The organism is Polynucleobacter sp. es-GGE-1 (genome assembly GCF_018882005.1).
GTDB lineage: Bacteria > Pseudomonadota > Gammaproteobacteria > Burkholderiales > Burkholderiaceae > Polynucleobacter.
Genome location: NZ_JACVPE010000003.1, coordinates 59,587 through 74,813, shown reverse-complemented (window position 1 = coordinate 74,813; position 15,227 = coordinate 59,587). Strand labels below are relative to the sequence as shown.

15 protein-coding genes are annotated in these 15,227 nt (G+C 47.4%); 7 read left to right on the top strand and 8 right to left on the bottom strand.

Features of this window, described 5'->3' with window-relative positions; translation table 11 throughout:
* Nucleotides 1-11: 11 nt before the first annotated feature.
* The 4 genes from ICN35_RS02480 to ICN35_RS02465 form a co-directional block, all read right to left on the bottom strand.
* Nucleotides 12-587 carry a TMEM165/GDT1 family protein gene (locus tag ICN35_RS02480; protein ID WP_216124005.1) on the bottom strand — a complete coding sequence of 192 codons (576 nt, stop codon included), beginning with the start codon at nucleotides 585-587 and terminating at the stop codon, nucleotides 12-14.
* A gap of 54 nt (nucleotides 588-641) precedes the next feature.
* Nucleotides 642-1,760, bottom strand: a complete 1,119-nt coding sequence (gene ald, locus ICN35_RS02475) for an alanine dehydrogenase (RefSeq protein ID WP_216124003.1) — start codon at nucleotides 1,758-1,760, stop codon at nucleotides 642-644.
* Between the two features lie 12 nt (nucleotides 1,761-1,772).
* Nucleotides 1,773-3,098 (bottom strand): amino acid permease, encoded by a 1,326-nt coding sequence (locus tag ICN35_RS02470; RefSeq protein WP_304608872.1) that lies wholly within the window; start codon nucleotides 3,096-3,098, stop codon nucleotides 1,773-1,775.
* A gap of 317 nt (nucleotides 3,099-3,415) precedes the next feature.
* A complete protein-coding gene (locus ICN35_RS02465; RefSeq protein WP_216124001.1) occupies nucleotides 3,416-4,183 on the bottom strand; it encodes a ThiF family adenylyltransferase in 768 nt (255 codons plus the stop codon).
* 22 nt (nucleotides 4,184-4,205) lie between these two features.
* Between ICN35_RS02465 and pdxH the strand changes: the two genes are divergently transcribed.
* Nucleotides 4,206-4,841, top strand: a complete 636-nt coding sequence (pdxH, locus tag ICN35_RS02460) for a pyridoxamine 5'-phosphate oxidase (protein WP_216123994.1) — start codon at nucleotides 4,206-4,208, stop codon at nucleotides 4,839-4,841.
* Between the two features lie 12 nt (nucleotides 4,842-4,853).
* Here pdxH and msrA read toward each other — a convergent pair whose 3' ends face one another.
* Entirely contained in the window at nucleotides 4,854-5,426 is a 573-nt protein-coding gene (gene msrA / locus ICN35_RS02455; RefSeq protein ID WP_216123992.1) for a peptide-methionine (S)-S-oxide reductase MsrA, read from the bottom strand.
* 49 nt (nucleotides 5,427-5,475) lie between these two features.
* Here msrA and ICN35_RS02450 point away from each other — a divergent pair, with 49 nt between their 5' ends.
* Complete coding sequence (locus ICN35_RS02450; RefSeq protein WP_216123990.1) at nucleotides 5,476-6,873, top strand: coniferyl aldehyde dehydrogenase; 1,398 nt, start codon at nucleotides 5,476-5,478, stop codon at nucleotides 6,871-6,873.
* Here the strand turns inward: ICN35_RS02450 and leuE are convergent, their stop codons facing one another.
* Nucleotides 6,874-7,551, bottom strand: a complete 678-nt coding sequence (leuE, locus tag ICN35_RS02445) for a leucine efflux protein LeuE (RefSeq protein ID WP_216123989.1) — start codon at nucleotides 7,549-7,551, stop codon at nucleotides 6,874-6,876. It lies immediately after the preceding gene.
* A gap of 252 nt (nucleotides 7,552-7,803) precedes the next feature.
* Between leuE and ICN35_RS02440 the strand changes: the two genes are divergently transcribed.
* Both ICN35_RS02440 and ICN35_RS02435 read left to right on the top strand, forming a co-directional pair.
* The gene (locus ICN35_RS02440) at nucleotides 7,804-9,282 is read left to right on the top strand and encodes a DEAD/DEAH box helicase (protein ID WP_216123987.1); all 1,479 of its coding nucleotides are present in this window, start codon (nucleotides 7,804-7,806) and stop codon (nucleotides 9,280-9,282) included.
* A 2-nt stretch (nucleotides 9,283-9,284) separates the two neighbouring features.
* A complete protein-coding gene (locus tag ICN35_RS02435) occupies nucleotides 9,285-9,863 on the top strand; it encodes a chorismate lyase (protein WP_216123986.1) in 579 nt (192 codons plus the stop codon).
* On the opposite strand, the gene ICN35_RS02430 is transcribed toward ICN35_RS02435, so the two are convergent.
* Nucleotides 9,850-10,677 carry a uroporphyrinogen-III synthase gene (locus ICN35_RS02430; RefSeq protein WP_216123985.1) on the bottom strand — a complete coding sequence of 276 codons (828 nt, stop codon included), beginning with the start codon at nucleotides 10,675-10,677 and terminating at the stop codon, nucleotides 9,850-9,852. The genes ICN35_RS02435 and ICN35_RS02430 overlap by 14 nt on opposite strands.
* A 19-nt stretch (nucleotides 10,678-10,696) precedes the next feature.
* Nucleotides 10,697-11,674: a hydroxymethylbilane synthase gene (gene hemC / locus ICN35_RS02425; protein ID WP_216123984.1), complete on the bottom strand. Its 978-nt coding sequence runs from the start codon at nucleotides 11,672-11,674 to the stop codon at nucleotides 10,697-10,699.
* 43 nt (nucleotides 11,675-11,717) lie between these two features.
* Here hemC and argH point away from each other — a divergent pair, with 43 nt between their 5' ends.
* Genes argH through ICN35_RS02410 form a run of 3 tightly spaced genes read left to right on the top strand, consistent with a single transcriptional unit; the run spans nucleotide 11,718 to nucleotide 15,219 of the window.
* On the top strand, nucleotides 11,718-13,136 hold the full coding sequence (gene argH / locus ICN35_RS02420; protein ID WP_216123983.1) for an argininosuccinate lyase: 1,419 nt from the start codon (nucleotides 11,718-11,720) through the stop codon (nucleotides 13,134-13,136).
* A 5-nt stretch (nucleotides 13,137-13,141) separates the two neighbouring features.
* The gene (locus ICN35_RS02415; protein WP_216123982.1) at nucleotides 13,142-13,693 is read left to right on the top strand and encodes a TRAP transporter small permease subunit; all 552 of its coding nucleotides are present in this window, start codon (nucleotides 13,142-13,144) and stop codon (nucleotides 13,691-13,693) included.
* Nucleotides 13,690-15,219 carry a TRAP transporter large permease subunit gene (locus ICN35_RS02410; protein WP_215296624.1) on the top strand — a complete coding sequence of 510 codons (1,530 nt, stop codon included), beginning with the start codon at nucleotides 13,690-13,692 and terminating at the stop codon, nucleotides 15,217-15,219. Before ICN35_RS02415 ends, ICN35_RS02410 begins: the two co-directional genes overlap by 4 nt.
* Nucleotides 15,220-15,227: the final 8 nt, after the last annotated feature.

Sequence of the window (15,227 nt, the reverse complement as noted above, 5' to 3'; positions counted from 1 at the left end):
AGAGGATTAGCTTAACTCCATGCCAGAGTGGCCACACCAATAGCAATAAACGTGATTGCTGCAACAGCATGCACCCATTTGATTGGCATACGTTGGGTAAATTTCTGACCAATCCATACCGCTGGGGCATTAGCCAACATCATCCCCAATGTAGTGCCGATCGTTACCGAAACCACATCCTCATATCGAGCACCCAAAGCAATAGTTGCAATTTGCGTCTTATCTCCCATCTCAGCCAAAAAGAATAGGACAACCGTCAGCATCAATACCTGAAGCGCACGATCGGCCACTTTAGAATCTGCCGCATCATCAATATGATCGGGAACCAAAAGCCATAAACCAATCCCTAAAAAACTGGTGCCCAAAATCCAACGCATCACATCTGGAGAAACTAGGGTCATCAGCCAGTGTCCAAGTAAGGCAGCGCAGGCATGGTTTGCAATCGTGGCAATAAAAATACCTGCAATGATGGCTAGTGCTTGCCTAGGGTAGCGAGCAGCAAGCATTAAAGAAAGTAATTGGGTTTTGTCACCCATCTCCGCTAATGCAACTACACCAGCGGAGAGGGTTAAGGCTGAAACGTCCATGGATCTTGTGGCTTTAATGAGTAAGTATCTAGCCAGTGTAAATCCTTCAGGTGACTAGACTACAAAGAGCTCCTCCGCAAGAGCAAAGTCAAGACCCTGAGCCTGTGCGACAGGCTGAGAAGTCAAAACACCTTTATGAACACTCAAGCCATTGCGTAGGTGATGGTCAATCGATAATGCCTTCACCACCCCACGATTAGCTAATGCCTCTACAAAAGGATAGGTTGCATTGGTTAATGCAAAGGTAGATGTCCTTGCGACTGCACCTGGCATATTGGCTACGCAGTAATGCAGTACCCCATCCACCAGGAAGGTCGGATCTGCATGAGTGGTCGGTTTCGATGTTTCAAAGCAACCGCCCTGGTCAATCGCAACATCCACAATCACTGCACCTGCTTTCATTTTCTTGACCATCTCTCGTGTCACCAGTTTAGGCGCAGCAGCGCCTGGCAAAAGAACAGCGCCAATCACTACATCAGCCTCACACACTTCTTGCTCAATTAACAAACTATCAGAATAAAAAGTGCGTACGCGATTGCCATAGAACATATCAATCTGACGCAGGCGATCAATATCGCGATCGAAGATGCAGACATCTGCGCCCATACCTACTGCCATTTGTAAAGCATTGCGACCGACTACTCCACCACCCAAAATCACAATCTTAGCCGGCGAGACACCAGGTACACCTGCCATCAATACTCCCAAACCACCATGGGTTTTTTCTAAATGGGAAGCTGCAGCCTGAATCGACATTCCTCCTGCTACTTCACTCATGGGAGCAAGTAAAGGCAAAGCGCCATTCATGGCGGTAACCGTCTCATAAGCAATACATGTCGCGCCGGATGCTAATAAGGCTTTGGTTTGGGCTGGATCTGGAGCGAGATGTAAATAGGTAAATAAAATTTGATCCTCACGCAGCATGGCACATTCTTGTGGCTGGGGCTCTTTCACCTTCACAATCATCTCTGCCTTCTGAAATACTTCTGCTGCACTGTTGATCAAAGTAGCACCTGCAATACGATAGGACTCATCACTCAAACCAATTTGCATCCCAGCACCTCTTTGAATCAATACCGAATGCCCTTGCTTACATAAGCCACTGACATTACCTGGTGTGAGGCCCACCCTAAATTCATTATTTTTTACTTCTTGTGGAACGCCAATAATCATTGCTATCTCCTGTTATTTAAATTGACGACTATTTTTTGTTTTACGGTGCAAGCCAACGATGTAAAACATAGCGAGATACACCCCTAATAGACATGGGCCTAATATCAAGGCCATGCGCGCATCTTCATGAAAGCCCATCAGCACTACAACTAAGAAAATAAATGCCAGAGCAAACCATGAGGAATAAGGCCACCAAGGTGCGCGGTAACCCAATTCAGCTACTTGCGCTTTGCTTAAAGAGCGACGGAACTTCATTTGGGTAAACAAGATGGCAATCCATACCATCAAGCCCACAAAGGTGACCGCTGCCATGATGTATTGGAAGGCCTTATCAGGCACAAAGTAGTTCAGTACTACGCCTGACATACAAACCGCCACAGTTACTATCACCGCACGATGCGGCACACCATACTTTGAGAGCTTGGCAAAAGACGCTGGGGCATAGCCGTTTGAAGACAAAGCATACAAAAGGCGACCACCGCTGAAGATGCCAGCATTGCATGATGAGAGAGCCGCAGTGATCACTACGAAGTTGATCAATCCGGCTGCCTCGCGTAAGCCGATCCGCTCAAACATCACCACAAATGGACTGCCCTGCTGACCTACCTCATTCCATGGAAAGATCGCTAAAATAACCAAGATCGCACCCATATAGAAAATGAGGATGCGCCAAGCTAAAGAGTCAATCGCCATGGGTATCGTTTTCTTCGGATTCTCCGCCTCTCCAGCAGAAAGACCAATCATCTCGATGCCAACGTATGCAAATAAGACCATTTGCAAAGAGAGCAGCATACCGCTAATGCCATTAGGGAAGAAACCACCATGCTGCCAAAGATTACTCAGGCCGATTGGCTGCCAATCATTCGTAAAGCCAAAGAGAATGACTGATCCACCCAATGTGATCATCGCCACAATGGCTACCACCTTAATGAGCGCAAACCAAAACTCAAACTCACCAAATACTTTTACGGCAATGAGATTGATCAGACCCATCATGACGATCGACGATAACGCCCAAACCCATTGAGGTATCTCTGGAAACCAGATCCCCATATAGATCCCAACTGCTGTGACCTCGGCGATTCCGACCACAATCCAGTAGGTCCAATAACCCCAACCCACCATATACCCCGCTAGTGGTCCAACATAGTTATTGGCGTAAGCAGCAAAAGAGCCTGCTACGGGCTCATGTACCGCCATCTCACCTAGAGTACGTAATACGATGAATGCCACGATTCCGGCAAGTAGATATCCCAAGAGAATGGACGGTCCAGCGATTTGTATTGCACTCGCAGATCCCAGAAATAATCCAACGCCAATCGTTGAACCTAAGGCCATTAAACGAATGTGCCTTACTTTAAGGTGGCGTTTCAAGCCGGTTTGTTCAGTCTGCAAAAGAGACCTCCTTTCGATTTGTCGTTGGCGGTTTACCAACGAAGCAAAGTCTAGGGAGGACTTGTCATCTGCACTAGGGGATGAAAATAACTAAAGTGACTAAATGATCAAAAGTAAATACTCAGCAAATATAAATTGCTTTTAAATCATGAGGCATCAGGTTCGTTTGCTGGATATGACTGCAACAGAATCAGTAATTTCCTACAGGGAATCCCCTTAAGGATTTATAGGAATTTTTCTGAGTTAACTGGTCAATGCCATTATTTTTGATCTTGACCGATCAGATTGAGGATCTCTGCAGCAGCAGCTAAACCGCAAGTGGCCGTAACCATGACAGTTGAGCCGTAACCAGAACAAGCCAATCCGCCGGTACTAGCACCAGCACGAGGCTCATGAGAGTAGATGGCTCGAATACCAATCTGGTGTTTTAGGTTTCTAGAGAAACCATGGTCCTGCCGTAAGCCTTGGCGTACTTTGGCTAGCAAAGCATCTTGTTCAGTGCGGGATAAATCATCACAGCGTACCGAAGTAGGATCAGTTTTGCCGCCTGCTGCACCACACATGACTAAAGCGCGCTGATTTTTCCGAGCCCAAACTGAGAGTGCAATTTTGGTTTGCACTGAATCAGTAGCATCCAAAACATAAGCATTCATAGGAATAATGCGGTCGAGATTCTCTGGCTCTAAAAATTCATCACAGGCAGTTAGTTGAATTTCAGGATTGATTTGCAAAATACGTTGGGTCATTGCTTCGACTTTAGCCTTACCATACTGACCATCGAATGCATGTAACTGACGATTGGTATTACTCTCTGCAATATGATCAAAATCGACCAGTACTAAATGGCCAATGCCAGTTCGTGCCAGCGCTTCTGCGGCCCAAGATCCCACGCCACCAAGGCCCGCTACTACAACAGTGGCATTCTGAAAGCGGGCACGCAACTCAGGTCCATAGAGTCTAGAAACCCCTCCGAAGCGGCGCTCTTCAACACCACCTTCATCCACGTTTTCAATCTTGTCTTCTGCCATAGCTTCTCTTTATACTGAATAAATGGACTCTATTGCTCAACTCCGTAAAAACTACACCTTTGGTCAGCTTTCAGAATCTGAGGTTCCACACAATCCTTTGCCGCTGTTTCAGCTTTGGTTTAACCAGGCCATCACAGCAGAGTGTCCTGAACCCAATTCCATGACCTTAGCTACCGCCGATAAAGCCGGAAATCCCTCTGCCCGTATTGTCTTACTAAAAGGTGCCGACGAAAATGGCTTTACCTTTTTTACTAACTACGAGAGCCAAAAGGGTAAAGAGCTTGCTGTGCGCCCTCAAGCCGCACTCCTCTTTCATTGGCATGAGTTAGAACGCCAAGTCCGCATTCAGGGAGTTGTCGAGCGCGTTAGCCCAGAGGAAAGTGATCAGTATTTCCATTCTCGTCCTCCAGCATCTCGCATTGGTGCCTGGGCTTCCCCCCAAAGCACTGCTATTCCAAACCGAGAGTTTTTAGAAGAAGCTGAAAAACGCTTCAAGTCCGAATTTGGTGATGAACCTCCCCGCCCTGAGCACTGGGGTGGTTATCGCCTAAACCCAACCGAGATTGAATTTTGGCAAGGGCGTCCTTCTAGGCTGCACGATCGCATTCATTACAAGCGCGATGGCAGCAATTGGAAAATCAATCGCCTTGCTCCTTAAGCACCTTAGCGATTAAGCATACTTTGGCGCAATCAGCGATTTAAATTTCGCTCTAAATTTCGCCAACTTTGGTGCCACTACAGCAGCACAATACCCTTGATGGGGATGTTGCTGGAAATAGTTCTGGTGATAATCTTCAGCTGGGTAAATTATTGGCGCATCATCAATTTGCGTCACGACCGGATCCGCATAAACTTTAGAATTCTCCAACTCTTGCACGACCTCATGAGAAATCTTGGTCTGCTCGTCACTATGGGTAAAAATCACCGAACGATATTGCGTCCCACGATCATTGCCTTGATAGTTCAAGGTGGTAGGGTCGTGAATCACAAAGAAGATTTCCAGTAGATCTCTGAAAGAGATTACCTGGGGATCAAATTGAATATCAACAATTTCTGCATGGCCTGTGACACCTGTGCAAATGGATTCATAAGAGGGGTTGGGTCTAGCGCCCCCAGCATAGCCCGAGACGACACTTTTCACACCTTGAATCTGCTGGTAAACAGCCTCAAGACACCAAAAACATCCTCCGCCTAGGGTTGCTCGCTCTAAGGAAGGTGGTTTTTTATCAGTAATTTCAGTCATGGCTTTATCCTAATACCTTATTTACATGTTTGCCAACTATTAATCCGCTATGAATCGCTTCACTATCCAGTTTGATGAAATCAAAGCAGCCTACGCAGCTGAACCCAACCCCACCCTAGAAGTGAGGCTCGAGCGCATTGGTCGAATTGAAAAAATGATTGCGGCCAATGAAGAAAAGCTATGCAAGGCCTTGATCGCTGATTTTGGCGTTCGCCATCCGATCGAAACTCGCCTCGCTGAATTTCAGATGGTGTATCAAGCCTGCAAATACACTCGCAAGCATCTAAAACACTGGATGAGACCAGTACCCATGGAAACCCCCTGGTATATGGGCTCTTCAGAGGCTTGGCTAGAAAACCAATCGATTGGCGTTGTTGGCATCATAAGCCCTTGGAACTATCCAATACAGTTAGCTCTCCTTCCTACTATTGCTGCATTAGCTGCTGGCAATCGCGTTTGGCTAAAGCCCTCCGAACGGAGCTCACGTACCTCTGGATTTTTGGCAGGCTTAATTCAAGAATACTTTCACCCTAGTGAATTTTGCGTCAGCACTGGCGGTCCTGATGTAGCGGAACCATTTGCCGCTCTACCATTTGCCCATTTATTATTTACTGGATCAGAGGCTATAGGCAAAAAGGTGATGCGCGCAGCCGCAGAAAACCTAACACCAGTGACACTAGAACTTGGCGGCAAGACCCCTGCCATTGTTGATACCTCTGCAAAACTTAAGGAAACTGCTGCAGCGATTGCTTATGGCAAGTTGCTCAATAGCGGTCAAACTTGTATTGCGCCCGACTATGTCCTCATTGAAAGTAGCAGTCAGGCTGAGTTCATTCAAGAACTGCAAACAGCAGCACAGACTCAATTTAGTAACCCAGAAGAGCTGACTGGCCCGATTGATGATGCCCAGCTAGAGCGTTGGCAGCACCTTGTTAGTGATGCCGTGGAGCGTGGCGCAAAAGTCATCCCTCTATTGAATAATCCTGCTGCAGGTGGAAGACGCTTTGAACCCCTTGCTTTAATTGATGTTCCTCATGATGCTCGGGTACTGCACGAAGAAATCTTTGGCCCGATTTTGCCAATCATCCCCGTAGCCGATACTGTGGCAGCTATCGCTTATGTCAATAGCACACCGAACCCTTTAGCCTTGTACTGGTTTGGTAAAAACAAAAAGCATTTGCAGCAAGTGATAGAGAACACGCGCTCTGGCGGCATCACCATTAACGATGTCTTCTTGCATGCCACCGTTGATTCCTTACCTTTTGGCGGCGTGGGGGCTAGCGGCATGGGCAGCTATCACGGTAAAACAGGCTTTGATACCTTTAGTCACCAAAAACCAATTCTTCAAGTGCGTGGGCTGTTTGGCACAAGCCTCTTAAAGGGCACTCAAGCTGTGCGTCCGCCTTATGGAAAAAAAGTGGAGCAGTTGTTGCGTCGCTTAAAGTAGTCAGTCAACTATTAAACGAATTGCAAATCCAATAAATAGGATGCCTGCAAGCATCCATAATGCCGCAGTAAAGCGGTAGTGATGCTTGAAATACTTTGAGAAAAATTGCCCAATAAAGATCAGCCCTGTTAGATGGGTCATGCTCATCATCTGCAGAACCGTTGCAAGGTAAATAAAAGTCAGGGCTGGATGTGCAAAATCTGGCCAAATAAATTGCGAGAAGAAAGCGATAAAGAAAAAGATTGCTTTAGGGTTTGTTAAGGAAAGTGAGAGTGCAGCGAGCAGCGGATGTAATTGCATTAAGCGCGCTTGAATTTCAAATACTTTTGAATGCGATTGCGTCGTCCAGCGCTGTTGCCCGCTTCGTAGTAAAACTATTCCCAACCAAACCAAATAGATGGCCCCGATGATGCGTACACAATGAAACAGTAAAGGTGAGGACATCAAGAGTGAGGCGGCTCCTAGAGCAACAGCACTCATCAACACTAAATCGCCGATGAATATTCCAAGCGCACCCCAAGCGCCAGCACGCCAACCCCTTTGCGTTGCAATTGTTAATACATAAAGCGAATTAGGGCCAGGTAGCAAGATGATGAGCAGCGTCCCAAGCAAATAACTTGAGAAGTCCACGAATCCTGCATTTGAAGGTGATAAGAGGCTTAATGTGAACCATTCCATCACAACATCATAATTAATTCGGGAAAACCCTTGTAATCACAGTCTCAAACTGCCATAATGAGAGGCTTTTTTAAGCAATATGATTCATCGCCCCCCAGCTCTATTTCAGCGTATCGTTTAGAAGTTATAAACACCGAAGTTAAAAAAACGCGCTGCCGCTTGTCTGATGGTCGATGCCTTTGACCATCGCACCCTATAAAAAACCATGGGTGCAACATACGGAGACATCCCTTTAAGGGGATGTGTAAGAGCATGACTTTTTCTAAAGAAACTAAACCTGAGTCGAATGACTCAAAGAGCACTGGAACTGAATTCCAGAATTTCGCCTTAGCGGCGCCACTTCTTAAAAACGTTGCTGAACTAGATTTCACCCAAGCTACTGCTGTGCAAGCTCAGGTTATCCCTGCTGCTTTGGCCGGTGGCGACTTATTGGTCAGCAGCCAAACCGGTAGCGGTAAAACCGCAGCCTTTTTATTGCCTTTAATTAATCAACTGATTGAAAGCAACCCAAATAATTCACCAGTACCCGGTCGTGCACAACCTAAAGTATTAGTGCTCTGCCCTACTCGTGAGTTGGCGCAACAGGTTGCCGCCGATGCAGTGAACTTAGTTCGTGGCATGAAAGGCATCCGCATCGCTACTGTCATGGGTGGTATGCCTTACGGCAAACAAATCCAAGCATTAAAAGGTGCATTACTAGTTGTTGCAACCCCAGGTCGTTTACTCGACTTGTGCGATAGCAAAGCAATTCGTTTAGATGATGTTAAGCAGCTCGTGATTGACGAAGCTGATCGCATGCTCGACATGGGATTTGCTGATGATCTAGAAGCGATTGACAAACGTTGTGCTGGTCGCAACCAAACCTTGATGTTCTCTGCAACTTTTGCGCCCAAGATTATGTCTTTAGCAAACGAGTTGACTACAGATGCCAAGCGTATCGAACTTGCTCACGCCGGTGAAAAGCACGCCAACATTGAGCAGAAGTTGCACTGGGCTGACAGCATGTCACACAAGCACAAACTCCTTGAGCATATTTTGGCTGACGCCTCTTTGGATCAAGCGGTTGTCTTTGCAAGCACTCAAGTAGAAAGCGAAAAGATCGCTGATACCTTGCGCGCTAATGGCTACGAAGCTACTGCCCTGCACGGTGCAATGCCTCAAGCTGTGCGGATGCGTCGTCTCGAATCACTTCGTAAAGGTCATACCAGGATTTTGGTAGCAACCGACGTAGCGGCTCGTGGTATTGATGTGCCACGCATTAGTCACGTCATTAACTTTGGTCTGCCAATGAAGCCCGAAGACTATACACACCGCATTGGTCGTACAGGTCGTGCTGGTCGTAATGGCGTTGCAATCACTTTGGTTGAACATCGCGATCGCGCCAAGATTCGTAATATCGAACGCTTTACTCAACAAGATATTGTTGCTTCAGTCATCGCAGGTCTTGAGCCACAAGCCAAGCCTAGCTTTGGTGGTGGCGGTGGCCGCCCTGGTGGTGGTCGCTCTGGCGGCGGCTTTGGCGGTAATCGCTCAGGCGGCAGTGGTCGCTATGGCTCCGGCGCTCGTTCTGAGTCACGCTTTGGTGGCGGTGGCGGCGGTAATACAAGTGGAAGCCGCTCAGGTGACTCCCGTCCAGCTCGCTCAGCGGATTCACGTCCCGCACGTCCGGCCGGCCCACGCTTTGCCAAACCAAAGTCTGGCGGCCAACGTCGTAACTTTAGCGGTAGCTAAATATGACTGACCGCAATCGTCTCCGTTCTGCATGGAATCGAGTCGGTTCCGGTCAAATTCATCGGGCGCCACGAAAGTGGCAACCATGGCTAAGGGACACTGGGTCTCTAACCCAAAAAATTGAGGATGCGATTGGTCAAAAACTGCAAGTTCAGGTTTTGCGTGATTGTCCTCAAACCTTAAATAGCGATGAGAGTCGCTATTTTCATTTCAAGATCAGACGCTGTCGCGTTCGTGAGGTTTTACTCTGCGTGAATAATATTCCTCTCGTCATGGCGCATAGCGTCATCCCTACTTTCAGTGCGAGTGGTAGCAATCATGCAGTATTGCGCTTAGGCACAAAGCCATTAGGTGCAGTGCTCTTTGCGAAAACGCGCATGCACTCGAAAGTAAAGCCTGCTCGCGATATTGCTCTTTTAGATAAAAGCAGTGCTCTATGGAAAAAATGTTCGAAGAGTCATGTTGGCCTGAGCTCACCGTTGTGGGCACGGCGTACCCTTTATCGCTTAAAGGGTCATCCAATTTTGGTGAACGAAATTTTCTTGCCAGCCTTACTAAACTACTCAACTACGAAATCGTGAGCCAAGCCAATACGGCCTTAATTAAGGCTTCATCGCCTGACTCGGTAGTAAACACTTCACCAAAGCCAATAACTTTGGCTGCATCAGCGATATTGTGATGCGGACATAAGGCGCTAGCACTTTGCAAGCCCTGCACCAATTGACCCTTCATCACTTGGCCAAGATAACGTACTGCCTCTGATGAGGTTAACAGCCAAAGAGATTTAGAAACATCCATTTGCTGTATGGCGTGCCATGCGGGATTATGAGTATCCAAGGGCACACGAGTGTATGTAGAGATGGCTTCTACTCTTGCGCCAGACTTTTTGAGGGTCTCTGCCAGCCAATCGCGGCCACCCTCACCCTTAAAAATCACAACCTTCTTGTTGGACCAATCCCACTGCAGCCCTTGCAGTTCTTGCCACAATCCTTCTGAATCCCATTGCTCATTATTTTTCGGCATCAACACAGGGGTCGGATTTGCTTCTGACCCAATGCCATGGTTCCTGAGGGCTAAAGCACTACTTCCACCCATGACGCCAATCGGAATAATCTTCTTAGAAAAGTCTTGCCAGTCCCGCTCAAGCAAGCGCATGACAGATTCAACGGCATTAGGGCTAACAAAGATTGCCAAGTCAACATCTTTTAAGTCACTAGCGATGTGGTCAGCAAGCTGCTCATCATCCTTAGGAACAATCGTTAACAAAGGAAGTGCGACGATTTCTGGCAGACTTCGCTTAGCAATCCCGCTCTTCTCGATAGTTTGGGTGAGCACTTCGATCAACTGGCGAGCTTGACCGCTCGGCCTGGTGATCACAATCGTTTTTGTGCTCATCGCAACTATTAATCAAATTTTATTTTGGGATGTTTGGAATTAAATCAGCAGCGCCCTGAGCGAGTAAATCTTTTGCAACCGCAAGCCCCAAAGCTTCGGCATCTTCCACTGACTGAACCGATGCATTGCCATTGGCCAAACAAATTGCTTTGCCATCGGTGCTGGCGACAAAAGACCGAATTTGCATTTGGTTCTGATCCCATACGGCATGCGCTGCCAAGGGTACTTCACAAGAACCGCCTAACTGACGCGAGACCATGCGTTCTGCTGAGACAGCATATAGGGTTGGCAGGTCATTGAGTGGCGACAACCATTGCTTGATATTAGGATGACTACTTAGCGTCTCAATTCCTAAAGCACCTTGCCCAGCGGCTGGTGTGTAGGGATCGTACGGAAGACAAGCACGAATACGATTTTCTAGACCTAAGCGCTTTAATCCTGCTGCAGCCAAAATAATGGCTTGATACTCGCCACGATCCAACTTACTCATACGCGTATCTAAGTTGCCACGTAAAGGTTGAATTTCTAAATCAGGAAATTTAGCGCGGAGTACGGATTCGCGACGTAAACTCGAGGTGCCTACAACAGCACCTTTTGGAAGATCTTCCAGGCTTGCATAATCATTCGATACGAAGGCATCACGGGCATCTTCTCTAGCCATCACACAAGATAGATCGAATCCCTCAGGCATCACCATCGGTACATCTTTGAGGGAATGTACCGCTAAATCTGCTCTTCCATCTTCGAGGGCAGTTTCTAATTCTTTGACGAAAAGGCCCTTGCCACCCACTTTAGAGAGGGCTCGATCCAAAATTTGGTCTCCCCGAGTGGTCATCCCCAGAATCTGCACGTTGCAGCCTGGATAGAGCTTTTTGAGGCAATCTCGCACGTGTTCGGCTTGCCACATAGCCAGACGACTTTCACGGGAGGCGATAACTAGACGCTTTGGGGCTTCCAGAGCGCTTAAAGGGGATGCAGAATTTAAGTTTTGGGACATAACATTTAAAATAATTAAAGACCTACACCAATATACTGTGTTTATGAGCTCATCCAAAAATTCCCTAGCCAACAAAGCCCAAGCTTGGTCGGCACGTTTTGCTGAACCAGTTGACGAACTTGTTCAACGTTATACAGCCTCTATTGGCTTTGATCAACGCTTTGCGATGGTCGATATCGCAGGTTCCTTGGCTCACGCCCAAATGCTAGCGGCCCAAAAGATCATCAGCGCCCAGGATTTAGCTGACATTCAAAAAGGGATGGCTCAGATTAAAAGCGAGATTGAGGCCGGTGAATTTCACTGGCAATTGGCGCTAGAAGATGTCCACCTCAATATTGAAGCCCGCCTAACGGAGCTTGTCGGTGATGCAGGTAAGCGCCTGCATACCGGTCGCTCGCGGAACGATCAAGTTGCTACTGATTTGCGCTTATGGTTGCGTGGCAGTGTAGATGAGATTGCCGCCACTTTAAAAACCTTGCGTACCGCCCTATTGGATCTTGCAGAAAAGCATGCTGGCACCATCATGCCGGGTCATACTCATCTTCAAGTAGCCCAGCCCATTACCTTTGGTCATCACTTGATGGCCTATTACGAAATGTTTAGTCGTGATTCAAGTCGCCTGGCAGATTTACGCGCTCGCTTTAACCGCTTACCTCTCGGTGCCGCTGCATTAGCTGGCACCACCTATCCGATTGATCGTGAGCGGGTGGCCAAGACTCTTGGCTTTGACGGCATCTGCAATAACTCTTTAGATGCAGTATCAGATCGTGACTTTGCGATTGAGTTCTGTGCTTTTGCATCTATTTTAATGATGCATGTTTCTCGCCTATCAGAAGAGCTTGTACTTTGGCTGAGCCTACGCTTTGGCTTTATCGATTTACCAGATCGCTTCTGCACAGGGAGCTCAATCATGCCGCAAAAGAAAAACCCTGATGTTCCAGAATTAGCACGGGGTAAAACGGGTCGCGTCTATGGTGACTTGATTTCTTTATTGACGCTAATGAAGAGTCAGCCTTTGGCATATAACAAAGACAATCAGGAAGATAAAGAGCCTTTATTTGATGCAGTTGACACTGTGCAAGATACCTTACGCATCTTTGCTGATATGGTTCCCCATATTGAAGTCAAGGCTGATGTGATGAAAGCTGCTGCTGAAGAAGGGTTTGCAACCGCCACCGACTTAGCAGACCACTTGGTGAAGAAAGGTTTAGCATTCCGCGACGCCCATGAAGCTGTCGCGCACGCCGTGAAGGCTTGCGTTGGCAGAAACTGCATGCTGACTGATCTGAGCTTGTCTGAACTGCGCTTTGCTTGTGGCTTAGATAATCGCCCAGAGCTCATTGGCGATGATGTCTTTGCATTGCTCACTGTTGATGGCTCTGTGCAATCTCGTCAGCATGCTGGTGGTACAGCACCCATACAAGTACTCGCTGCCATTAAGCGAGGTCGTGCAGATCTCTAGATCACATGGGGTTTTGGTCCAAACTCTCTTCGGGTATTGATCACGTTAATCAATTGCTAGGCAAGGCCGCTAGCATCATGATTCTATTATCTTGTGTAGTCTCCGCGGCAAACGCATTACTCCGCTATGGTCTTGATATCAGCAATAACTGGCCACTCGAATTACAGTGGTACTTGTTTGCTGCTGCAGTCATGTTGGGTACTTCATACACCCTGAAGCGTAATGAGCATGTCCGGGTTGATCTGATTTACTCCCAACTCTCAGATCGGGGTCGACTCTGGGTAGACCTTTTTGGTTTGACGTTTTTTTTAATGCCTGCCTGCATGTTATTTACTTGGCTCTCGTGGACCACCCTCTTTTATCCATCCTGGTTAGTGATGGAACATTCGATGAACTCCGGTGGTCTTGCGCGTTACCCCATTAAATTGATTGTGCCCTTTGGTTTTTTTATGTTGAGCCTGCAAGGCTTATCTGAAATGATCCAACGCATCGGTGCACTCAGGGGGAAGATGATCTTGTCAGTTGAAGATCTCCATTACGACAAGCCCATGCAATGATCTCCCTAGAATGGATGCCTCCCTTGATGTTTGGTGGTCTAGTCATCTTTATGTTGATTGGCTTTCCGGTGGCATTCTCATTAATGGCGGCTGGTTTATTCTTCTCTCTCATCGCCATGAGCGAAGGCTTTTTTGGTATGGCTTTTTTACAAGCTATTCCTCAGCGTATCTTCGGCAGTGTTCTAGCCAATGATCTTCTTCTAGCAATCCCCTTCTTTACCTTTATGGGTGCGATCCTTGAACGCTGTGGCCTCGCCGAAGAAATGCTGGACTCGATGGGGCAGCTCTTTGGCAGAGTACGTGGAGGCCTAGGATATTCCGTGATCATTGTCGGCTTTATTTTGGGAGCAATTACAGGCACTGTAGCGGCTCAGGTGATCGCTATGGCGATGATCTCTTTGCCGGTAATGATGCGTTACGGATACAACATGCGCTACGCTACGGGTGTTTTAGCGGCTTCTGGAACGATTACCCAACTTGTTCCCCCGTCGCTAGTTCTGATTGTTTTAGCCGATCAACTCAAAACCCAAAGCGGTAGTGCAGATGTGGGCAGTATGTATCTAGGTGCATGGGGGCCTTCGCTTTTACAAATTGCCTTATTTGCTCTTTACACTTTTTTCTTGGCACGCATTCGTCCAGGTGATTTGCCACCCGCCCCTGAGGGTGAGTTGACGCTTAAGGGCTGGTCTCTCTGGAAAAAATGCCTCTTGGGCATCATTCCCTCTGCAGTACTCATCTTCTTAGTGCTTGGCACCATCATGACTGGGATTGCTACTCCTACAGAATCAGGCGCCATGGGTGCGATGGGTGCATTGTTACTAGCCTGGATACGACGTGCAAATATTCCCAATCTCAAAGGGCTCATTCAAGAGGCCTATCAAAACACCATGCGGATTACAGCGATGGTGGTCTTCATTTTGATTGGCTCGACTTGTTTCTCAGTAGTCTTTCAAGGGGTCGATGGGGGTCGCTGGGTTGAAGAGCTTTTTTCAAGTCTGCCCGGTGGCTGGATTGGCTTTCTGATCGTTGTGAACCTTTTTGTATTTTTCTTAGCGTTCTTCCTAGACTTCTTCGAAATCGCCTTTATTGTGGTGCCCTTGCTTGCCCCGGTAGCAGTCAAGTTACTCTCACCCGTATTGCTCGACTCAATGAATGGTAATCCACAGGCCGCAGCAAGTGCAGCTCTAGTTTGGTTTGGTGTGATGCTCTGCGTCAATATGCAAACTTCTTTTATGCACCCTCCTTTTGGCTTTGCGCTCTTCTATCTCAGAGGTGTAGCACCAAAAGAGGTGAAAAGTAGTGATATTTATTGGGGTGCATTGCCATGGGTGGGACTGCAACTCATGATGGTTGTCGTAGTGATGGCTTTTCCAGCGCTAGTCACTACTCTCTTGGATAAACCTGCCGCAATTGTGCAAAGTCAGGATTTCAATTTCACTGGCGAAGAAAATAAATCAGATAACTCGACGAGCAAAGTCGATGAAGATGCGCCAGTAAGCTTCCAGCTAGATAAGTCAGTTAAATAAGAAGACCT